This window comes from Enterobacter sp. TMH.L2 (assembly GCF_050847315.1).
Taxonomy (GTDB): domain Bacteria; phylum Pseudomonadota; class Gammaproteobacteria; order Enterobacterales; family Enterobacteriaceae; genus Cedecea.
In genome coordinates, this window is sequence record NZ_CP193791.1 from 2072885 (window position 1) to 2093910 (window position 21026).

At 51.9% G+C, this 21026-nt stretch carries 18 protein-coding genes and 2 tRNA genes; 13 read left to right on the top strand and 7 right to left on the bottom strand.

Going from position 1 to position 21026, the window contains the following annotated elements:
• Nucleotides 1-24: 24 nt before the first annotated feature.
• A complete protein-coding gene (gene crcB, locus ACREYP_RS10060; RefSeq protein WP_336818173.1) occupies nucleotides 25-402 on the top strand; it encodes a fluoride efflux transporter CrcB in 378 nt (125 codons plus the stop codon).
• Between the two features lie 377 nt (nucleotides 403-779).
• Here the strand turns inward: crcB and ACREYP_RS10065 are convergent.
• The 4 genes from ACREYP_RS10065 to ACREYP_RS10080 all read right to left on the bottom strand — a co-directional run bounded on the left by ACREYP_RS10065 (nucleotide 780) and on the right by ACREYP_RS10080 (nucleotide 2494).
• Nucleotides 780-864 (bottom strand) — tRNA-Tyr (locus ACREYP_RS10065).
• A 26-nt stretch (nucleotides 865-890) separates the two neighbouring features.
• Nucleotides 891-975: transfer RNA gene (locus ACREYP_RS10070), tRNA-Tyr, on the bottom strand.
• 157 nt (nucleotides 976-1132) lie between these two features.
• Nucleotides 1133-1975 (bottom strand): formyltetrahydrofolate deformylase, encoded by an 843-nt coding sequence (gene purU, locus ACREYP_RS10075; protein ID WP_008454230.1) that lies wholly within the window; start codon nucleotides 1973-1975, stop codon nucleotides 1133-1135.
• Nucleotides 1976-2038: 63 nt separating this feature from the next.
• Entirely contained in the window at nucleotides 2039-2494 is a 456-nt protein-coding gene (locus tag ACREYP_RS10080; protein WP_166992025.1) for a YchJ family metal-binding protein, read from the bottom strand.
• Between the two features lie 114 nt (nucleotides 2495-2608).
• Here ACREYP_RS10080 and rssA point away from each other — a divergent pair, with 114 nt between their 5' ends.
• From rssA to ACREYP_RS10100, 4 genes are all read left to right on the top strand, one after another.
• Nucleotides 2609-3517: a patatin-like phospholipase RssA gene (rssA, locus tag ACREYP_RS10085; RefSeq protein WP_008454233.1), complete on the top strand. Its 909-nt coding sequence runs from the start codon at nucleotides 2609-2611 to the stop codon at nucleotides 3515-3517.
• An 81-nt stretch (nucleotides 3518-3598) separates the two neighbouring features.
• Nucleotides 3599-4612 (top strand): two-component system response regulator RssB, encoded by a 1014-nt coding sequence (gene rssB, locus ACREYP_RS10090; protein WP_008454235.1) that lies wholly within the window; start codon nucleotides 3599-3601, stop codon nucleotides 4610-4612.
• A 202-nt stretch (nucleotides 4613-4814) separates the two neighbouring features.
• Nucleotides 4815-5723, top strand: coding sequence for a UTP--glucose-1-phosphate uridylyltransferase GalU (galU, locus tag ACREYP_RS10095; RefSeq protein ID WP_008454237.1), 909 nt, complete (start codon nucleotides 4815-4817; stop codon nucleotides 5721-5723).
• Between the two features lie 24 nt (nucleotides 5724-5747).
• Entirely contained in the window at nucleotides 5748-7088 is a 1341-nt protein-coding gene (locus ACREYP_RS10100) for a UDP-glucose dehydrogenase family protein (protein ID WP_336709742.1), read from the top strand.
• 755 nt (nucleotides 7089-7843) lie between these two features.
• Here the strand turns inward: ACREYP_RS10100 and hns are convergent.
• Nucleotides 7844-8251 (bottom strand): histone-like nucleoid-structuring protein H-NS, encoded by a 408-nt coding sequence (hns, locus tag ACREYP_RS10105; protein WP_336818174.1) that lies wholly within the window; start codon nucleotides 8249-8251, stop codon nucleotides 7844-7846.
• 554 nt (nucleotides 8252-8805) lie between these two features.
• Between hns and tdk the strand changes: the two genes are divergently transcribed.
• Nucleotides 8806-9411: a thymidine kinase gene (tdk, locus tag ACREYP_RS10110; protein ID WP_039303730.1), complete on the top strand. Its 606-nt coding sequence runs from the start codon at nucleotides 8806-8808 to the stop codon at nucleotides 9409-9411.
• 120 nt (nucleotides 9412-9531) lie between these two features.
• Here tdk and adhE read toward each other — a convergent pair whose 3' ends face one another.
• Nucleotides 9532-12204, bottom strand: a complete 2673-nt coding sequence (gene adhE, locus ACREYP_RS10115) for a bifunctional acetaldehyde-CoA/alcohol dehydrogenase (RefSeq protein ID WP_008454246.1) — start codon at nucleotides 12202-12204, stop codon at nucleotides 9532-9534.
• Between the two features lie 476 nt (nucleotides 12205-12680).
• On the opposite strand from adhE, the gene ACREYP_RS10120 reads away from it, so the two are divergent.
• The 7 genes from ACREYP_RS10120 (at nucleotide 12681) to ACREYP_RS10150 (ending at nucleotide 20636) form a co-directional block, all read left to right on the top strand.
• Complete coding sequence (locus tag ACREYP_RS10120) at nucleotides 12681-13328, top strand: YchE family NAAT transporter (protein WP_008454247.1); 648 nt, start codon at nucleotides 12681-12683, stop codon at nucleotides 13326-13328.
• Between the two features lie 803 nt (nucleotides 13329-14131).
• Nucleotides 14132-15763, top strand: a complete 1632-nt coding sequence (gene oppA / locus ACREYP_RS10125; protein ID WP_008454249.1) for an oligopeptide ABC transporter substrate-binding protein OppA — start codon at nucleotides 14132-14134, stop codon at nucleotides 15761-15763.
• Nucleotides 15764-15871: 108 nt separating this feature from the next.
• Nucleotides 15872-16792 (top strand): oligopeptide ABC transporter permease OppB, encoded by a 921-nt coding sequence (gene oppB / locus ACREYP_RS10130; protein ID WP_008454251.1) that lies wholly within the window; start codon nucleotides 15872-15874, stop codon nucleotides 16790-16792.
• A gap of 12 nt (nucleotides 16793-16804) precedes the next feature.
• Entirely contained in the window at nucleotides 16805-17713 is a 909-nt protein-coding gene (oppC, locus tag ACREYP_RS10135) for an oligopeptide ABC transporter permease OppC (protein WP_034807489.1), read from the top strand.
• 11 nt (nucleotides 17714-17724) lie between these two features.
• Nucleotides 17725-18738 (top strand): ABC transporter ATP-binding protein, encoded by a 1014-nt coding sequence (locus ACREYP_RS10140; RefSeq protein WP_039303721.1) that lies wholly within the window; start codon nucleotides 17725-17727, stop codon nucleotides 18736-18738.
• The gene (gene oppF / locus ACREYP_RS10145; RefSeq protein WP_008454255.1) at nucleotides 18735-19739 is read left to right on the top strand and encodes a murein tripeptide/oligopeptide ABC transporter ATP binding protein OppF; all 1005 of its coding nucleotides are present in this window, start codon (nucleotides 18735-18737) and stop codon (nucleotides 19737-19739) included. The genes ACREYP_RS10140 and oppF overlap by 4 nt, the downstream gene beginning before the upstream one ends.
• 51 nt (nucleotides 19740-19790) lie before the next feature.
• Entirely contained in the window at nucleotides 19791-20636 is an 846-nt protein-coding gene (locus tag ACREYP_RS10150) for an ion transporter (RefSeq protein WP_008454256.1), read from the top strand.
• A 33-nt stretch (nucleotides 20637-20669) separates the two neighbouring features.
• Here the strand turns inward: ACREYP_RS10150 and ACREYP_RS10155 are convergent, their stop codons facing one another.
• Nucleotides 20670-20999 (bottom strand): HI1450 family dsDNA-mimic protein, encoded by a 330-nt coding sequence (locus ACREYP_RS10155; RefSeq protein WP_008454257.1) that lies wholly within the window; start codon nucleotides 20997-20999, stop codon nucleotides 20670-20672.
• Between the last annotated feature and the right edge of the window lie 27 nt (nucleotides 21000-21026).

Below are 21026 nucleotides of genomic sequence, written 5' to 3' on the forward strand. Positions count from 1 at the left end.
CGTTTAGATCTTTTTGAGGGAAATATGGTTAAACCACTGTTTGCAGTTATTGTTGGCGGCTCGGCTGGGTGTGTTATTCGCTGGCTCCTTGCGTTACGTCTGAATGGCCTTTTCCCTCATTTGCCCCTCGGTACGCTGGCGGTCAACCTGTTGGCCGGGTTGATTATCGGTGGCGCAATGGCTTTCTTTCTGCGTCAGCCGCAGCTCGATCCCGGCTGGAAGTTGTTGATTACCAACGGCCTGTGCGGCGGCATGAGTACTTTTTCAACGTTCTCTGTTGAGCTGTTTTCGCTGCTGCAGGGGGGAAATTATGCCTGGGCGATGGCGTCCGTTTTCGCTCACGTACTGGGTTCACTGTTAATGACCGCGGTCGGTTTCTTTGTCATAAATGCAGTGATGTAATAGGGCTGTGCAACCGGCGGGCCTGAGTTTGGCTCGCCTTTTTTATTCTTAGAGAACAACAGCGAAAGGCGTTTTATAAGAGTATTAGCCCGAGTGCCAGGAATAGGGAGGCGGGGGAAGGATGACCGCACAGGTGCGTTCTCACTGACGTGAGTCGAACCTTAATCGAAGCTTCTCGTCCTTCCCCAACGGGAATCTGGATGATTGTGCAAGTTCTGAAGTTGGGATTTATTCTGGAAGATGGTGGCGGGGGAAGGATGACCGCACAGGTGCGTTCTCACTGGCGTGAGTCGAACCTTAATCGAAGCTTCTCGTCCTTCCCCAACGGGAATCTGGATGATTGTGCGAGTTCTGAAGTTGGGATTTGTTCTGGAAGATGGTGGCGGGGGAAGGATTCGAACCTTCGAAGTCGATGACGGCAGATTTACAGTCTGCTCCCTTTGGCCGCTCGGGAACCCCGCCAGGGGTTAATGCTTTGAATTTTGATATGGTGGTGGGGGAAGGATTCGAACCTTCGAAGTCGATGACGGCAGATTTACAGTCTGCTCCCTTTGGCCGCTCGGGAACCCCACCACGGGGTAATGCTTGTTACTGGCCTGCTTCGCTGTGGAAGCGGGGCGCATCATATCAAATGAAGCGCCGCTGTAAAGCATTCACTTGAGGAAAATGAATCGTTTGCCGTTTTTTTACGCTGAGCGCCGCAAAGCTAACCAATTCATTTTCTGAGTGATTAGAGAATAATCGTACGGTTGCCGTAAACGAAGACTCGCTGGGCCAGCACTTCGTAGAGCGCCCGGCTTAGCACATTTTTCTCAACGTCACGCCCGGCACGCATCATATCGTCGGCGGTGTAGGTGTGATCGACGTGGATCACGTCCTGCATGATGATCGGGCCTTCGTCCAGATTATCATTAACATAATGCGCGGTGGCGCCGATAATCTTCACGCCGCGTTCGTAGGCCTGGTGGTAAGGGCGTGCGCCGATAAACGCCGGCAGGAACGAGTGGTGGATGTTGATTATCTGGTTCGGGAAGCGGGCGACAAACTCAGGCGTCAATACGCGCATGTATTTGGCCAGCACGACGTAGTCTGGTTTATGTGCTTCGATAGCATCGGCCATTTGCATGTCGTGCTCTTCGCGCGTCATCCCTTCGTGGCTGACTAACTGGAACGGAATGTCGAAACGCTCCACTAAGGTACGTAGGGTTTCGTGATTGCCGATGACGGCAGCGATTTCTACGTCCAGGCCGCCATAGGTGGATTTCATCAGCAAATCGCCGAGGCAATGGGCTTCTTTGGTGACCAGAATAACAATGCGACGGCGGCCCGCAGGCGTCAATTCACGAATTGAGCCTTCCGGCAGCGCGCTGTCCAGGTCGGCCATCAGCGTGGTGTCGTTAAAAATGCCTTCAAGCTCGGTACGCATAAAGAAGCGGCCGGTACGATGATCGACAAATTCGTTGTTCTGAACAATATTGAGTTCGTGTTTGTAGCAAATGTTAGTGATTCGCGCGATGAGACCCTTCTGATCGGGGCAGATTGTGCGGAGAACTTTACGTTGTAATGCCTGCATGAAGAGATAAATCCTGTTGAACGGTGTTTGCGAAACAATAATGCTGTTATGCGGCGAAGGCTATCATCCGCAGCATTTTTTATATTTTTTTCCAGAACCGCAAGGGCAGGGGTCATTACGACCGAACTGCGGGCGGAGGCCGTCGATATAGTACCATTGACCGCTTTCCCTGACGAAACGAGAGCGTTCGATTATCGCGCTTTGCTTGCCGTTTTCCTGAAAACGGGCCACAAAGCTGACAAATCCTTCGTTGACATCTTTGCCTTCGGCTTCTTCATATATCGTCAGGCCGAGCCATTCCGTGTCGCCGAAGCCGCTGGATATTTCTGATTTTAACGACGGACGGCGGCAGCTCTCATGCCAGCTTGCAACAAGATAATCCGCATCCTGCTTCACAAAAGCGGTGTAACGAGAGCGCATAAGCTGTGACGGGCGTTGCGGATGCTGGGCCGCGCTTAGGTAAGGCTGGCAACATAAGCTATACTCCAAACCGCTGCCACAGGGACAAAGTTGCAACATAATATCTCCAGGAAAAAATAAACGACGCCAATAATACGACGGCAGCACTTATGTTAACTGAGCGGTGGCGTTGGCGTCACGGAGTGATTACCGGGGAAGATTGACCGAGGCGTGATGAGACAGGTAAAGATCGGCCTGGCATTAGGGTCGGGTGCGGCCAAAGGATGGGCGCACATTGGCGTTATCAATGCGTTAAAAAAAGCAGGGATTCAGATTGATATCGTGGCAGGGTGTTCCGTCGGCGCGCTGGTCGGTGCCGCCTATGCCAGCCAGCGGTTGCCGGTGATGGAGCGATGGGTGCGATCATTCAGCTACTGGGATGTCCTGCGTCTGATGGATCTTTCCTGGCGTCGCGGCGGGCTGCTCCGCGGTGAACGCGTGTTTAACAATATTCGCAAAATCATTCCAGAAACCGCTATTGAGGGCTGTGGCATGAGATTTGGTGCCGTGGCCACCAACCTGAGTACCGGGCGAGAGCTGTGGTTTACCGACGGCGACCTCCATCAGGCTATTCGCGCTTCCTGCAGCATGCCGGGGCTGCTGTCTCCCGTTGCACACAACGGTTACTGGCTGGTGGATGGCGCAATTGTCAATCCGGTGCCGATCTCGCTCACTCGTGCGCTGGGGGCGGATATCGTCATTGCGGTCGACTTGCAGCACGATGCGCACCTGATGCAGCAGGATCTGCTGTCGGTGAATATGACGCCTGCCGGGGAGGAGAATCTGGCGCAGCCTGCGTCCTGGCGCAGTCGTTTACGGGAGCGTTTGGGAAAAATGACCCACCGCCGGGCCACTGTTACGCCGACGGCGATGGAAATTATGACGACCTCGATTCAGGTGCTGGAAAACCGCCTCAAGCGTAACCGCATGGCGGGCGATCCTCCCGATATTCTTCTGCAGCCCTTTTGCCCGCAAATTTCCACCCTCGACTTTCATCGTGCGTCCGAAGCTATCGCGGCAGGCTACCTTGCGGTTGAGAAAAAAATGGATGAGCTACTGCCGCTGGTTCGTACTCATGATTAAGTTAATACTTAACCCGTTTCTGACAGGCGCTCGTTGCGATACCGTGCCACTATTGAAATATTGCCAGGCAGAGGAAAGCGCATGAGTTACCCGCTGGAAGGAAAGCAGATCCTCATTGTTGAAGACGAGCCCGTTTTCCGCTCTCTGCTGGACAGCTATTTGACGTCGCTTGGCGCGGGCACGCTGCTTGCCTGGGACGGCATGGATGCGCTTGAGAAGCTGGGGCAATTTACGCCGGATCTGCTGATTTGTGACCTGGCGATGCCACGAATGAATGGTCTTGAACTGGTGGAGCATATCCGTAACGAAGGTAATCAAACGCCCATTTTAGTTATTTCAGCGACGGAAAATATGTCTGACATAGCCCAGGCTTTACGGCTCGGTGTGCAGGATGTGTTGCTGAAACCCATTAAAGATCTTAATCGATTAAAAGAGACCGTATTGTCCTGTATCTACCCCACAATGTTTAATTCCCGGGTAGAAGAGGAAGAGCGGCTGTTTCAGGATTGGGATGCGCTGGCACGGGATCCTCAGGCTGCATCCAAGCTGCTGCAAGAACTGCAGCCGCCGGTCCAGCAGGTTATGTCGCGCTGCCGAATAAATTATCGCCAGTTAATTGCCGTCGATCAGCCTGGTCTGGTGCTCGATATTGCGCCACTTTCAGATAATGATCTGGCTTTTTATTGTTTAGACGTTACCCGTGCTGGCGATAACGGTGTATTAGCCGCGCTGTTGCTCAGAGCGTTATTCAACGGATTATTACAGGAACAACTTTCGCATCAGGGCCAGCGTTTACCTGAACTGGGTAATTTACTAAAACAGGTCAATCAACTATTGCGTCAGGCAAACCTGAACGGACAATTTCCGCTCATTGTGGGTTATTATCACAGCGGATTAAAAAACCTCATTCTGGTCTCCGCCGGGCTTAATGCCACATTAAATACCGGCGAGCACCAAATCCAGGTCAGCAACGGCGTGCCGTTGGGGACGCTGGGCAATGCCTACCTCAATCAAATCAGCCAGCGGTGCGAAGCCTGGCAATGCCAGGTGTGGGGCTCCGGTGGGCGTTTACGGCTGATGTTGTCTGCAGAATAAACAACGGAACAACTGATTACATTTAGCTTTTTTCCTGGAACTCGGGCGGTGGTAATATCGCGACCAACCTAATCGTATTTGTCTTAAATTAGCCGCTGCCGGAGTAAACGGGGGGCGGTTTTCGTTTTTAAGCTGATATACTCAACCGCGTTTTTAAATTGACGACAAGTGTGAAACTTGAACAGTCCTGGAGGTTTTTTCAATGGCTGCCATTAATTCTAAAGTAAGAAAAGCTGTTATCCCGGTTGCGGGGTTGGGAACGCGTATGTTGCCGGCAACAAAGGCAATTCCAAAAGAGATGCTGCCGCTGGTTGATAAACCGCTGATTCAGTATGTCGTTAATGAGTGTATCGCTGCCGGTATTACCGAGATTGTGCTGGTTACCCACTCTTCTAAAAATTCCATCGAGAACCACTTCGACACCAGTTTTGAACTGGAAGCCATGCTTGAGAAGCGCGTTAAGCGTCAGCTTCTGGAAGAAGTGCAGTCTATTTGCCCGCCGCACGTCACCATTATGCAGGTACGTCAGGGGCTGGCGAAAGGGCTGGGCCACGCCGTGATGTGCGCGCATCCTGTCGTCGGTGATGAGCCGGTTGCGGTGATCCTGCCGGACGTGATTCTGGATGAGTTCGAATCCGACCTTTCTCAGGACAACCTGGCCGAAATGATCCGCCGCTTTGACGAAACCGGACACAGCCAAATCATGGTTGAACCTGTTGCGGATGTAACCGCTTATGGCGTGGTTGACTGCAAAGGCGCTGCGCTTTCTGCGGGCGACAGCGTGCCAATGGTCGGGATTGTTGAGAAACCTAAAGCTGACGTTGCGCCATCCAATCTGGCCGTTGTCGGACGCTATGTGCTGAGCGCGGATATCTGGCCGCTGCTGGCGAAAACCCCTCCAGGTGCCGGGGATGAAATTCAGCTCACCGATTCTATCGCCATGCTGATGGAAAAAGAGACCGTTGAAGCCTACCACATGAAAGGCGTGAGCCACGACTGCGGCAACAAGCTGGGCTATATGCAGGCGTTTGTTGAGTACGGTATTCGTCATAACACGCTGGGTGCAGACTTTAAAACCTGGCTTGAAGCCACCGTTGGCGCGAAGAAATAAGTTAATTCAACGCAGGATGGTAAGATGAAAGTTACCGTATTTGGTATTGGCTACGTTGGTTTAGTCCAGGCCGCCGTGCTCGCTGATGTTGGGCATGACGTCATGTGCATCGACGTAGACGCAAAGAAAGTGGAAAACCTGAAAAAAGGTGAAATCCCTATCTTTGAGCCAGGCCTTGCGCCGTTGGTGAAGAAAAATTATGAAGAAGGGCGCCTGCAGTTCAGCACCAATGCTGAAGAGGGCGTCAACCATGGCGAAATGCACTATATCGCCGTGGGGACTCCGCCGGATGAAGACGGTTCCGCTGACCTGAAATACGTGACTTCCGTTGCGCGTACCATTGCGCAGTACATGGATTCACATAAAGTCGTCATCGACAAGTCAACGGTACCCGTTGGCACGGCAGACAAAGTCCGTGCGGTGATGGAAGAAACCCTGAAATCTCGCGGTCTGGAGATTAACTTTGATGTGGTTTCTAACCCCGAGTTCCTGAAAGAAGGTGCCGCGGTTACCGACTGCATGCGCCCTGAGCGTATCGTCATCGGGACGGATAACGAAGAGGTTATTGACCTGCTTCGTGAGCTGTACGAGCCGTTCAACCGTAATCACGATCGCATGATTCTGATGGATATCCGCAGCGCCGAGCTGACTAAATACGCCGCTAACTGCATGCTGGCGACCAAAATCAGCTTCATGAACGAGATTGCTAACCTGGCCGAACGTCTCGGGGCTGACATCGAGAAAGTGCGAATGGGTATCGGGTCTGATTCCCGGATTGGCTACAGTTTCATCTATCCAGGCTGCGGCTACGGTGGCTCCTGCTTCCCGAAAGATGTTCAGGCGCTGATTCGCACCGCAGAGCAGATTGGCTACACGCCAAAAATTCTGCAGGCGGTCGAAGAGGTTAACTATGCTCAGAAGCAAAAGCTGCCTGAATTCGTGACCCGCCACTTTGGCCAGGATCTGAAAGGCAAAACCTTTGCGCTTTGGGGACTGTCTTTCAAGCCTAATACAGACGATATGCGTGAAGCCTCCAGTCGGGTGCTGATTGAGGCACTGTGGGAAAGAGGCGCAGAGATTCAGGCTTTCGATCCAGAAGCCATGGATGAAACTCAGCGTATTTACGGCCACCGCAGTGATTTAAGGCTGATGGGAACCAAAGAAGCGGCCCTGCAGGGCGCTGATGCGCTTGTGGTTTGTACCGAGTGGCAGAGCTTTAAGGCTCCGGATTTCGATCTGATGAAGAAATCCCTGAAGCAGCCGGTCATCTTCGATGGTCGTAATCTTTATGATCCAGAAAGACTGAATAAGCGTGGTTTTGTTTATTACGCAATCGGCCGCGGTGCTTCCATTAATATTGTTTAAATAACGCCCGTCTGTTGTTATTTATCGTGACCGGCACGACAGCGCACCAGAGAGCCTGTACGCTGCCGGTCACGTTCTCCTTCTTCGCACCACCCCTAAGATTTTAAATCCCCGCTATTAGGCTCCTACAGGGCTTTTCAGCCGTGTTCCTGCAATATTCTGCCGTGCTCGACGGACAAAACCTTTATAGGGGTTAAGGTAAAGGGTTGTGTTCGTTATTTGAACATTAGGGTGCATCTGAAGCAGAAAGATAAGCGAGCGACTAAACGCTGATAACAATGGGCCGTGTAAATATGAGCGATAAAAGTGGCAGTAATATACTTCACGGCGCGTATGTGGGGCGAACCAGTCTCGGCGTCAGCGAGATAAATGCAACGTATGGGATACTCAATAATCTCTCGGCATGAGATCTTCAGGCAGGATTCCCCACTTTGTTCAGGCAAGGATTCAACTCTATGTAGTAACGCCACATTTTTAGTTGATAACGCTTATGGAGTATATCAACCGAGAAATGGATTACCTTAACGCCAGATAAATCTGCGTCAGGCTTAACCTGATGATTAGCGGGAGAAATTAACTGTACTAAAGGACAGGTATTGTATCTAAAGATATTAAATACGATTCATTAATAAAGAAACGTAAGCTGTTATAGGATTGTTTTACTAAAGTGGTTCATGCCGGGGGCATTAAAATGAAGTGCGTCACAAATAAAAAATCCCGCCGGAGCGGGATCTTAATAAGCAGCACTGAGGGGATTACAGCAGGAAGTCTTCCAGTTTCTTACCTTGCTCATCCATTGCTTTCTTGATAACTGCTGGCGTACGGCCCTGGCCAGTCCAGGTTTTAGTTTCGCCGTTTTCGTCGATGTACTGGTATTTAGCAGGACGCGCAGCGCGTTTCGCTTTACCTGCAGATTTAACAGCAGCAATGCTGTTCAGCAGTTCGTTAGGGTCGATGCCGTCAGCAATCAGCATTTCACGGTATTGCTGCAGTTTACGAGTGCGCTCTTCAACTTCAGCCGCCGCCGCGTTTTCTTCTTCACGACGTTCGTTAACGACAACTTCTAATTTCTCAAGCATCTCTTCCAGAGTTTCCAGGGTGCATTCTCTTGCCTGGGCACGAAGAGTACGGATGTTGTTCAGAATTTTAATTGCTTCGCTCATTGTAGTAATCTCAAACTTATTATTGGGGGGTGACGTTTGAGCTAATAATAGAGCGTTATATTAGGTTCTGCAATAGCCGTGAATGTAAGTAATTCAAAATTTGCTGATATATAAGTGGCAGTTTAAATACTGTTAACTTAATTCCTGGCCGCTAAACCACGTGAAATGGCACTTCAAGACTCAATTTTTAGACAACAACCCTGCCATCAAAAGGGTTTGTCATGATGAGGGAAAGATAAAAATTTCGCATTAATCATCAAATATCAAGCGCGGGTATTTAGGCATAGGATGGATAGCGGTCGTTTACAATTTATAATAATTGAGCAGGTGAAGCATTTCATTAGAGGCGATAACCCGTCTGGATCGGCGATCCGTCATAGCTGTTTCATGTATCCGGCGTACCGCTATTACTCAATGTATAAGCGTGATTTATTAATATATCGGATACAATTAACCTTGATGTTTAGCGAGGTAATCCGCCATCCACCGCACGTTACAGTGTGGTACAATCCGCCGAAACATAATTTACACTTTTGATTCAGGCAACGGGTGCAATGGCTCAACTCTATTTTTACTACTCAGCAATGAATGCGGGAAAATCGACGGCGCTACTTCAGTCATCCTGGAATTACCAGGAAAGAGGGATGCGTACGCTGGTCTACACCGCCGAAATTGATAATCGCTTTGGTGTGGGTAAGGTCAGTTCGCGTATTGGTCTGTCTTCCCCGGCCCGGCTTTATAATCCGACAACGGACCTGCTGGCCGACATCCGCGCAGAACAGCAATCTGCCCCGATACACTGCGTTCTGGTGGACGAGAGCCAATTTTTATCTAAAGAGCAGGTTTATGCTTTATCTGATGTTGTCGATGAGCTGGATATTCCTGTTTTATGCTACGGGCTGCGAACGGATTTTCGCGGGGAGTTATTCAGCGGAAGTCAGTACCTGCTGGCGCTGTCAGACAAATTGGTTGAGCTGAAAACGATTTGTTTCTGTGGCCGTAAAGCCAGTATGGTGCTGCGTCTCGATCAGGAAGGTCGGCCTTATAATGAGGGTGAACAGGTGGTGATAGGCGGGAATGAGCGCTATGTTTCGGTCTGCCGTAAGCATTACAAAGAAGCCTTGCTTAAAGGCTCTCTACAGGCCATTCAGGGCAACTGATTCAACGACCATAACTTCCTGTAACGTTTCTACATTAAACATGCTGTGCAGGCCTGAGTGACGTATTCAGACAGAAAAAAACCCGCCAAAGGGCGGGTTTTGCATTTTAAGGGCTACCGATTAAGCCGTTTTCTTGGCTTTTTTGTCAGCTTTTGCCGCTGGTGCCGCTTCTTTAGCCGCAGCACCTTCAACAAACGGACGGCCGTAGTAGGTATCCAGCAGAATCTGTTTCAGTTCAGAAATCAGCGGATAGCGTGGGTTAGCGCCGGTGCACTGGTCATCAAAGGCATCTTCGGACAGTTTATCCACGTGGGCCAGGAAGTCTGCTTCCTGCACGCCTGCTTCGCGGATGGACTTAGGAATACCCAGTTCAGCCTTGATTGATTCCAGCCATGCCAGCAGTTTCTCAATCTTAGCCGCGGTACGGTCGCCCGCTGCGGTCAGACCCAGATGGTCGGCGATTTCAGCGTAGCGGCGACGAGCCTGTGGGCGGTCGTACTGGCTGAAAGCCGTCTGCTTGGTTGGGTTGTCGTTCGCGTTATAGCGAATAACGTTGGAGATCAGCAGGGCGTTCGCCAGACCGTGAGGAATGTGGAACTGAGAACCCAGTTTGTGAGCCATGGAGTGGCACACGCCCAGGAAGGCGTTAGCAAACGCGATACCGGCGATAGTCGCTGCGTTGTGAACACGTTCACGTGCAACCGGATTTTTAGACCCTTCATTATAGGAAGCTGGCAGGTTTTCTTTCAGCAGTTTGAGTGCCTGCAGAGCCTGGCCGTCAGAGAATTCGCTTGCCAGGACGGAAACGTAAGCTTCTAGCGCGTGGGTCACGGCATCCAGACCACCAAAGGCGCAGAGCGACTTAGGCATATCCATCACCAGGTTAGCATCAACAATTGCCATGTCCGGGGTCAGCGCGTAGTCAGCCAGCGGGTATTTCTGGCCGGTTGCATCGTCGGTAACAACCGCAAACGGTGTAACTTCAGAACCGGTACCGGACGTGGTAGTGACCGCAATCATCTTCGCTTTCACGCCCATTTTCGGGAACTTGTAGATACGTTTACGGATATCCATAAAGCGCAGCGCCAGTTCTTCGAAGTGGGTTTCTGGGTGTTCGTACATGACCCACATGATTTTGGCTGCATCCATTGGGGAGCCGCCGCCCAGCGCAATGATCACGTCTGGTTTGAAGGAGTTTGCCAGTTCAGCACCCTTGCGAACAACGGTCAGCGTAGGGTCAGCTTCAACTTCGAAGAAGACTTCGGTTTCTACGCCAGCGGCTTTCAGCACGGAGGTGATTTGATCGGCATAGCCATTATTGAACAGGAAACGGTCGGTCACAATCAGCGCACGTTTGTGGCCATCAGTAATCACTTCATCCAGCGCAATTGGCAGAGAGCCACGGCGGAAGTAGATAGATTTCGGAAGTTTATGCCACAGCATGTTCTCAGCTCGCTTAGCAACGGTTTTCTTGTTGATCAGGTGCTTAGGACCCACGTTTTCGGAGATGGAGTTACCGCCCCATGAACCACAACCCAGCGTCAGAGACGGCGCAAGTTTGAAGTTATACAGGTCACCGATACCCCCCTGAGAAGCCGGAGTGTTAATCAGGATACGTGCGGTCTTCATTTTATCGCCGAAGAACTTAACGCGCGCAGGCTGGTTGTCCTGGTCGGTATAAAGACAAGAGGTATGGCCGATACCGCCCATCTCAACCAGTTTCTCCGCTTTTACTACCGCGTCTTCAAAGTTTTTAGCGCGATACATGGCAAGGGTAGGGGACAGTTTTTCATGAGCAAACGGCTCGGACTCATCGACTGCAGACACTTCACCGATCAGGATTTTGGTGTCTGCTGGTACGGTGAAGCCTGCCAGTTCTGCAATTTTGGCTGCCGGCTGGCCCACAATCGCGGCGTTAAGCGCGCCATTCTTCAGGATGATGTCCTGAACGGCTTTCAGCTCTTTGCCCTGCAGCAGGTAACCGCCGTGGCTGGCGAAACGTTCGCGAACGGCGTTGTATACAGAATCAACAACGATGACGGACTGTTCAGACGCACAGATAACGCCGTTGTCGAAGGTTTTTGACATCAAAATAGACGCGACAGCACGTTTAACGTCGGCAGTTTCGTCTACCACTACAGGTGTGTTACCTGCGCCTACGCCGATAGCCGGTTTACCGGAGCTGTAAGCCGCTTTAACCATGCCAGGGCCACCGGTCGCCAGAATCATGTTGATGTCCGGGTGGTGCATCAGGGCGTTAGACAGCTCGACGGAAGGTTGATCAATCCAGCCGATCAGATCTTTTGGTGCGCCCGCCGCGATTGCAGCCTGCAGAACAATGTCTGCTGCTTTGTTGGTTGCATCTTTAGCGCGTGGGTGTGGGGAGAAGATGATCGCGTTACGGGTTTTCAGGCTGATCAGCGATTTGAAAATGGCGGTTGAAGTTGGGTTAGTGGTTGGCACGATACCGCAGATGATACCGACAGGTTCGGCAATCGTGATGGTACCGAAGGTGTCGTCTTCAGACAGCACACCGCAGGTTTTCTCATCTTTATAAGCGTTATAGATATATTCAGAAGCGAAGTGGTTTTTAATCACTTTATCTTCGACGATACCCATACCGGATTCAGCGACGGCTAATTTAGCCAGGGGGATTCGAGCGTCGGCAGCGGCCAGGGCGGCAGCACGGAAAATCTTATCGACTTGCTCTTGAGTAAAGTTGGCATATTCACGCTGGGCTTTCTTTACGCGCTCTACGAGGGCGTTCAGTTCCGCGACATTAGTTACAGCCATAATGCTCTCCTGATAATGTTAAACTCTTTTAGTAAATAAGCTGCGCGAGTCGACAGTATAGTCAGCAGCCACCGAATGCGTGTTTAAGACAAAAAACTGTCATAAAAATGACCTGGATTCATGCGCTGATTTACTAAAAGAGCCTCATCTGAATAAGCCGTGTTAGTGGAGAAACCTGCTTTTCAGATGTGTCCAAGAGTACTCACTTCTGAGTAGGTTTTTCGTGATCTAAATCACAACTAATCGATGCTGACACCATTCAGCAGGCGCTATCCAGGTGATTGATAAATCTTTAAAAATTTAGTCACAGCAATGTCAAAACAAAGTATCACAAATTCAACATTCGGGTAACAGTTCGCCATGATGCTAAAATAAGTTGTTGCAGGCATCGATTAAGCAGGGAAATAGCGTAGCGGCAGGGGTGTTTTTCCATTACATTACGCCTGCTTTTGCTTTGTTCATTTGCGGAGTTTTGTGTGGCTCAATCCTTTTTCGACCTGCCAACCTATATTAAGTTTTTTATCGGGATGTTTGCTCTGGTCAACCCGGTAGGGATCATTCCCGTATTTATTAGTATGACCAGTTACCAGAGTGCCGCAGCAAGAAATAAAACCAACCTCACGGCCAACCTCTCGGTGGCGATTATTCTCTGGACCTCACTTTTTTTGGGTGACGGTATTCTGCAAGTTTTTGGTATTTCAATTGATTCATTCCGCATTGCCGGCGGCATTCTTGTGGTGACAATTGCTATGTCAATGATCAGCGGCAAGCTGGGTGAAGATAAACAGAATAAGCAAGAGAAATCGGAGAGCGCGATACGCGAAAGCGTGGGGGTTGTTCCCCTGGCATTGCCGTTGATGGCGGGGCCGGGCGCCATCAGTTCAACGATTGTCTGGGGAAGTCGCTATCATAGCTGGGGGCACCTGCTGGGATTCTCCCTGGCCATCGCGCTGTTTGCATTTTGCTGTTGGCTGCTGTTCCGTATTGCACCGTGGCTGGTGCGCATACTGGGGCAAACCGGGATCAACGTGATTACCCGTATTATGGGCCTGCTTCTGATGTCTCTGGGGATCGAATTTATTGTCACCGGGGTCAGGGCTATCTTCCCGGGCCTGACAAGTTAATTCCGCTGCCGCTTTCAAATGAAAAAGCAGAATCTCTATTCTGCTTTTTTTCTTTCCGTAGAAGAAAATTTTACCTGCCCGCTATCCTCATTATTGCAAAAGTAAATGCGAATCTTTCATAAGAAAATGCTTTGGAAAACCGTGTATTAGAGGTTGACGTTGTAACAAGCTGTACAGAAAAGTGGCGATCGAAATGATATTTAGTATCCGTTATGCAATCAGGCTTGCTGCGGGTTTATTGAGATGATATTAGTAATTCATGCCTTCCCGCAGAGGAATGTGCTAAAAAATAATCAATTGTTAATTTTTTGTGAGTGATGAAGCAGGCGATAAACCGACCTCCTCTCTAATGCAGTGATAGTATACTAACCCCATGATAATAAAGATTATGATTGGGTTTTTATAAACATCCTTCCTGCATGACGCTCCCCACAATCTCTCCATAAAAGAGAAATGGTTAACAAATTTGCAAATTGTATTGGCGGGTATCTGAAGCTTTTGATACTTTCCGGGCAAAACAATTCGCTGAAAAATGTTTCTTTTCTAGATGAGAATGATTTCGCAGCGTAATCATGTCCTGCGAACCACTAAATCATGGCCGTCGACCACGCAATCGGCGGCAGAAAGAATCGACGTAATGAGGTCGCCGAATCGAGCGGCCCGAAAATAAAGTCGGTGATAGCGAAGTAGTAAGGAAAGCAGTATCCCGTACGGACGTTTAACGCTCCTGCGCTGTAAGGGACCCCTGAGGGGAAGAGGCCGACTTTCGGGTCGGTAATTATAATGAGTGGAGTACCAACACAATGACAAATATCACTAAAAAAAGCCTGATTGCAGCGGGCATTTTAACTGCGCTGATTGCTGGCAATGTCGCGATGGCGGCAGATGTTCCGGCGGGTGTGCAATTGGCAGAGAAACAAGATCTGGTTCGTAACAACGGCTCAGAACCTCAATCTCTTGATCCGCACAAAATCGAAGGCGTGCCAGAGTCCAATATCAGCCGTGACCTGTTCGAAGGTCTGCTGGTAAGCGATCTGCAGGGCCACCCGTCTCCGGGTGTCGCAGAGTCCTGGGACAATAAAGATTTTAAAGTCTGGACTTTCCACCTGCGTAAAGACGCGAAATGGTCCAACGGCGAACCTGTCACCGCGCAGGACTTTGTTTACAGCTGGCAGCGCCTGGCTGACCCGAAAACCGCCTCTCCTTATTCCAGCTACCTGCAATACGGTCACCTGACCAATATCGACGATATCATTGCCGGTAAAAAGCCGACCAGCGATCTGGGCGTGAAAGCCATCGATGACCACACTCTGGAAGTCACCCTGAGCGAGCCGGTGCCGTACTTCTACAAGCTGCTGGTTCACCCATCCGTTTCTCCGGTACCGAAAGCGACCGTTGAGAAATTCGGCGACAAGTGGACCCAGCCTGCCAACATCGTGACCAACGGTGCTTACAAATTAAAAGATTGGGTGGTGAACGAGCGTATCGTTCTGGTGCGTAACACCAACTACTGGAATAACGCGAAAACCGTGATTAACCAGGTGACCTACCTGCCAATCTCTTCTGAAGTAACAGACGTTAACCGCTACCGCAGCGGTGAAATCGACATGACGTATAACAACCTGCCGATTGAGCTGTTCCAGAAACTGAAAAAAGAAATTCCAACTGAAGTTCACGCCGATCCGTACCTGTGTACTTATTACTACGAGATCAACAACCAGAAAGCACCATTTACCGATCCTCGCGTTCGTGCGGCGCTGAAACTGGGCCTGGATCGCGACATCATCGTGAACAAAGTGAAAAACCAGGGCGATCTGCCGGCTTATGGTTATACCCCGCCGTATACCGATGGCGCGAAACTGACCCCGCCAGAGTGGTTCACATGGTCTCAGGACAAGCGTAACGAAGAAGCCAAAAAACTGCTGGCTGAAGCAGGTTACACCAAAGACAAGCCGCTGACCTTCAACCTGCTGTACAACACCTCCGATCTGCACAAGAAGCTGGCTATCGCCGTGGCGTCTATCTGGCAGAAAAACCTGGGCGTGAACGTCAAGCTGGAGAACCAGGAGTGGAAAACCTTCCTGGATACCCGTCATCAGGGGACCTTCGACGTGGCGCGTGCGGGCTGGTGTGCGGATTATAACGAACCGACTTCCTTCCTGAACACCATGCTGTCCGACAGCTCTAACAACACCGCGCACTATAAGAGTCCGGCGTTCGACAAGATTATTGCCGACACCCTGAAAGTGACCGACGAAGCCCAGCGTACCGCGCTGTATGAGAAAGCTGAGCAGCAGCTTGATAAAGACTCAGCCATCGTCCCGGTTTACTACTACGTTAACGCCCGTCTGGTTAAGCCGTGGGTGGGTGGTTACACCGGTAAAGACCCGATGGATAATGTCTACGTAAGAGACTTGTACATTATCAAACATTAATGGCAATTCGTGGGGCAGGACCCACCGGTTTCGGCCGGTGGATAGATTCTGCCCCATCGTGTCTTATTTACATCGCACTGCAAAGGCACAGGCCAGAAGGTACGGGCAATGTTGAAATTTATTCTACGTCGTTGTCTGGAAGCAATTCCGACACTCTTTATTCTTATCACTATTTCCTTCTTTATGATGCGTCTCGCACCGGGGAGTCCTTTTACCGGCGAACGTACGCTGCCGCCAGAAGTCATGGCGAACATCGAAGCGAAGTATCACCTTAACGATCCGATCACCACGCAGTATTTCAGCTATTTAAAACAGCTGGCGCATGGGGATTTTGGGCCGTCGTTTAAATACAAAGACTATTCAGTCAATGACCTGGTGGCCTCCAGCTTCCCGGTATCCGCAAAATTAGGTGCAGCGGCTTTCATCTTTGCCATTGTGCTGGGTGTGACGGCGGGCGTGGTTGCGGCGCTGAATCAAAACACCAAATGGGATTACACGGTAATGGGCTTTGCCATGACGGGGGTGGTTATCCCCAGCTTCGTGGTGGCGCCGTTGCTGGTACTGATCTTCGCTATCACCCTTAAATGGCTGCCCGGTGGCGGGTGGAACGGGGGGGCGCCGAAGTACATGATACTGCCGATGATTGCTCTGTCTTTGGCGTACATCGCGAGCATCGCGCGTATTACCCGCGGCTCAATGATTGAAGTCCTGCACTCTAACTTTATCCGCACCGCACGTGCCAAAGGCCTGCCGATGCGTCGTATCGTGCTGCGCCATGCCCTGAAACCTGCGCTGCTGCCGGTCCTGTCATACCTTGGACCAGCGTTTGTGGGCATCATCACGGGCTCCATGGTGATTGAAACAATTTATGGCCTGCCGGGCATCGGTCAGCTGTTTGTTAACGGGGCGCTGAACCGTGACTACTCACTGGTTCTCAGCCTGACCATTTTGGTCGGCGCGCTGACGATTCTGTTCAACGCGGTAGTTGACGTGCTGTATGCCGTTATCGACCCGAAAATCCGTTACTAAGCTGGAGTGGCCATAATGTTGACTAAGAAAAACAGCGAGGCGCTGGAAAACTTCAGTGAAAAACTGGAAGTTGAAGGTCGCAGCCTGTGGCAGGATGCGCGTCGCCGTTTTATCCATAACCGCGCGGCGATCACCAGCCTGTTTGTCCTGGCTCTGATTGCGCTGTTCGTGGCTTTTGCGCCAGTTCTGTCGCAGTTTACCTACTTTGATACCGACTGGGGCATGATGTCGGCGGCCCCTGATATGGCATCCGGTCACTATTTCGGGACCGATTCGTCCGGTCGCGATCTGCTGGTGCGTGTTGCCATTGGGGGACGTATCTCCCTTATGGTGGGTATTTCTGCTGCGCTGGTGGCGGTTATTGTCGGGACGCTGTACGGCTGCCTGGCGGGCTATCTCGGCGGCAAAATCGACTCCGTGATGATGCGTTTGCTGGAGATCCTGAACTCCTTCCCGTTCATGTTCTTCGTGATCCTGCTGGTGACCTTCTTCGGGCAAAACATCCTGCTGATCTTCGTGGCTATCGGCATGGTGTCCTGGCTGGACATGGCGCGTATCGTGCGCGGCCAGACCCTGAGCCTGAAACGCAAAGAGTTCATCGAAGCGGCACACGTAGGCGGTGTTTCGACCATTAACATCGTTCTGCGCCATATTGTGCCGAACGTGTTGGGCGTGGTGGTGGTTTACGCCTCACTGCTGGTACCTAGCATGATCCTGTTCGAATCTTTCCTGAGTTTCCTGGGCCTCGGCACGCAGGAGCCTCTGAGCAGCTGGGGAGCGCTGTTAAGCGACGGTGCAAACTCCATGGAGGTATCACCGTGGCTTCTGCTGTTCCCGGCAGGCTTCCTGGTGGTTACGCTGTTCTGTTTTAACTTTATCGGCGATGGCCTGCGTGATGCCCTCGACCCGAAAGATCGTTAAGGAGTCCCTCCATGAGTACTATTGAAACCTCTCCGGTGGCCGCTCCACTGAACAAATCTGAGGTCCTGCTGGACGTTAAAGACCTGCGAGTGACCTTTGGCACACCCGACGGCGACGTCACGGCAGTAAACGACCTCAACTTTAGCCTGCGTGCCGGTGAAACCCTCGGTATTGTCGGTGAGTCCGGCTCGGGCAAATCCCAAACGGCATTCGCGCTGATGGGCCTGCTGGCGGCCAATGGTCGTATCGGCGGCTCTGCGAAATTCAACGGCAAAGAGATCCTGAACCTGCCGGAGTCGCAGCTTAACCGCCTGCGCGCCGAGCAAATCTCGATGATTTTCCAGGATCCGATGACCTCGCTGAACCCGTACATGCGTGTGGGCGATCAGCTGATGGAAGTGCTGATGCTGCACAAAAAACTCGGTAAGGCGGAAGCGTTTGAAGAGTCTGTGCGGATGCTGGATGCGGTAAAAATGCCTGAAGCGCGGAAGCGTATGCGCATGTTCCCGCACGAGTTCTCCGGCGGGATGCGCCAGCGCGTGATGATTGCCATGGCGCTGCTGTGTCGGCCAAAACTGCTGATTGCTGACGAACCGACTACCGCACTGGACGTTACCGTTCAGGCGCAGATCATGACGCTGCTGAACGAGCTGAAGCGTGAGTTCAACACGGCGATCATCATGATCACCCACGACCTGGGCGTTGTGGCCGGGATCTGCGACAAAGTGCTGGTGATGTACGCCGGGCGTACGATGGAATACGGCAACGCGCGCGACGTCTTCTACAAGCCGGTACACCCGTACTCAATCGGCCTGTTGAACGCGGTACCGCGTCTGGATGCGGAAGGTGAATCTCTGCTGACCATTCCAGGCAACCCGCCGAACCTGCTGCGCCTGCCGCAGGGGTGCCCGTTCCAGCCTCGCTGCCAGTTTGCGATGGAAGCGTGTAATAGTGCTCCGCCACTGGAGCAGTTTGGTGATGGCCGCCTGCGTGCCTGCTTTAGACCGGTGGAGGAATTAGCATGAGCACCGTTGCAGAAGAGAGAAAAGTTCTGTTAGAAATCGCTGACCTGAAGGTGCATTTTGACATCAAAGATGGCAAACAGTGGTTCTGGCAGCCTTCCAAAACCCTGAAAGCCGTGGATGGCGTGACGCTGCGCCTGTACGAAGGGGAAACCCTCGGCGTGGTGGGCGAGTCCGGCTGCGGTAAATCGACCTTTGCCCGCGCCATCATTGGCCTGGTGAAAGCGACCGATGGCCGAGTAGCGTGGCTGGGGAAAGATCTTCTGGGCATGAAACAGGAAGAGTGGCGCGATGTGCGCAGCGATATTCAGATGATTTTCCAGGATCCTCTGGCATCGCTGAACCCGCGTATGAACATCGGCGATATCATCGCCGAGCCGCTGCTGACCTATCATCCAAAAATGCCTAAGCAGGAAGTTCGCGACCGCGTGAAGGCGATGATGATGAAGGTCGGCCTGCTGCCAAACCTGGTCAACCGCTACCCGCATGAGTTCTCCGGCGGCCAGTGCCAGCGTATCGGTATCGCACGCGCGCTGATTCTTGAGCCAAAACTCATCATCTGTGATGAGCCGGTCTCCGCGCTGGACGTGTCCATTCAGGCGCAGGTGGTTAACCTGCTACAGAAACTGCAGCGCGAAATGGGGCTGTCGTTAATCTTCATCGCCCACGATCTCGCGGTGGTGAAGCACATCTCCGATCGCGTGCTGGTCATGTATCTGGGCCATGCGGTGGAGCTTGGCACCTACGATGAGGTGTACCACAATCCTCTGCACCCTTATACCAAAGCGCTGATGTCGGCGGTGCCGATCCCCGATCCGGATCTGGAGAAGAACAAAACTATCCAGCTGCTGGAAGGGGAGCTGCCGTCGCCCATCAATCCGCCATCAGGCTGCGTGTTCCGCACCCGCTGCCCGATTGCCGGCCCGGAATGCGCCAAAACGCGTCCGGTGCTGGAAGGCAGTTTCCGCCATGCGGTTTCCTGTCTGAAGGTTGACCCGCTATAATCTCGCCTGGGGCCAGCACCGCGCTGGCCCTTTCTTTTTGCGAGGATCACCGTGCCAGGCAACATTTCATCACTTCGTGCGCTGCTTTACCGCTTTCTGTTCGATCAAAATACCCGCTCAGGGCGCCGGTTCGAGGCGTTTTGCGGCCTGCTGGCGCTGCTCAGCGTGGCCGTTGTTTTTACCGAATCCAGCGTCGGGAGCGATCCCCGGCTAACCTACGGCGAATGGCAGCTGTTTATCTGGCTGGAAATCATCTTCACGCTGCTGTTCACCTGTGAATATCTGCTGCGAGTGCTAACGTGGCCGCAGCCCATCCGCTACGTGTTTAGCTTCTGGGGCATTATTGACCTGGCGACCATGCTGCCGCTGTATGTCCTGTGGCTTTGGCCTGAGTTTGCTATTCACTACTATTTTGCCTGGCGGGCAATGCGCGCCATTCGCGTGCTGCGTATCCTCAAACTTCTGCGCTACATGCCCGCGCTTAAAAGTCTGTGGCGCAGCCTGATTAACGCCAGCAATCAGCTGATCCTGTTCTATTCGTTTATTGCCATCGTAATGGTCGCGGCGGGAGCGCTGATGTACGGCATAGAAGGGAAGGCCAACGGCTTTACCAGCCTTGGCGTAGCGGTTTACTGGGCGGTTGTAACTGTCACCACTGTCGGCTATGGCGACATTGTGCCGCATACTGCGCTGGGGCGTTTCGTGGCCTCGCTGCTGATCCTGATTGGTTATTCGGTGATAGCCATCCCCACCGGGATTTTAACGGCGCAAATGTCGCAGGATATGCAAAGAAGGCGGTCAGTAAGGGAATGTACGCGCTGTCATCAGCAGGATCATGCCAGCAACGCGCATTACTGCAAAACCTGCGGGGAGCATCTCCCGCCCAATGAGAAGTAGTCACAGCGCGGCCTGAGGGCCGCGCAGGGAGGATTACTCACGCCACAGGATGTGGCACAGCTTGTGGTCTTTCTCGCGGCACAGCAGGACGCGAGCGAAGATATCGTTCAGCTCGCCGCCGTCGGTATCCGCCAGCCCGATAACGACTTCTGCAAAGAAGTCAGGGTTCAGGTCGAAATCGACGTGCTCCTGCCAGTCTTCGGCCGGGTCAAACAGCTCCGCACCGCCGCGCTCCTCGAACTGCAGATTGAAAAGAATAATGTCAGCAGGATCGAGATTATCGCCCGCCAGCTCGAGAAAAATATCGTACGCCTGTTCTAAAGTCTCGTCTTCGGTCAGGCGGTTATTCAGATCCATTTCCATCTCTACATCCACTTATCGAGGGCTGAT

Coding starts and splice junctions, on each gene's coding strand:
- crcB (WP_336818173.1), top strand. CDS start 25: ATGGTTAAACCACTGTTTGCAGTTATTGTTGGCGGCTCGGCTGGGTGT.
- purU (WP_008454230.1), bottom strand. CDS start 1,975: ATGCAGGCATTACAACGTAAAGTTCTCCGCACAATCTGCCCCGATCAG.
- ACREYP_RS10080 (WP_166992025.1), bottom strand. CDS start 2,494: ATGTTGCAACTTTGTCCCTGTGGCAGCGGTTTGGAGTATAGCTTATGT.
- rssA (WP_008454233.1), top strand. CDS start 2,609: ATGAGACAGGTAAAGATCGGCCTGGCATTAGGGTCGGGTGCGGCCAAA.
- rssB (WP_008454235.1), top strand. CDS start 3,599: ATGAGTTACCCGCTGGAAGGAAAGCAGATCCTCATTGTTGAAGACGAG.
- galU (WP_008454237.1), top strand. CDS start 4,815: ATGGCTGCCATTAATTCTAAAGTAAGAAAAGCTGTTATCCCGGTTGCG.
- ACREYP_RS10100 (WP_336709742.1), top strand. CDS start 5,748: ATGAAAGTTACCGTATTTGGTATTGGCTACGTTGGTTTAGTCCAGGCC.
- hns (WP_336818174.1), bottom strand. CDS start 8,251: ATGAGCGAAGCAATTAAAATTCTGAACAACATCCGTACTCTTCGTGCC.
- tdk (WP_039303730.1), top strand. CDS start 8,806: ATGGCTCAACTCTATTTTTACTACTCAGCAATGAATGCGGGAAAATCG.
- adhE (WP_008454246.1), bottom strand. CDS start 12,204: ATGGCTGTAACTAATGTCGCGGAACTGAACGCCCTCGTAGAGCGCGTA.
- oppA (WP_008454249.1), top strand. CDS start 14,132: ATGACAAATATCACTAAAAAAAGCCTGATTGCAGCGGGCATTTTAACT.
- oppB (WP_008454251.1), top strand. CDS start 15,872: ATGTTGAAATTTATTCTACGTCGTTGTCTGGAAGCAATTCCGACACTC.
- ACREYP_RS10140 (WP_039303721.1), top strand. CDS start 17,725: ATGAGTACTATTGAAACCTCTCCGGTGGCCGCTCCACTGAACAAATCT.
- oppF (WP_008454255.1), top strand. CDS start 18,735: ATGAGCACCGTTGCAGAAGAGAGAAAAGTTCTGTTAGAAATCGCTGAC.
- ACREYP_RS10155 (WP_008454257.1), bottom strand. CDS start 20,999: ATGGAAATGGATCTGAATAACCGCCTGACCGAAGACGAGACTTTAGAA.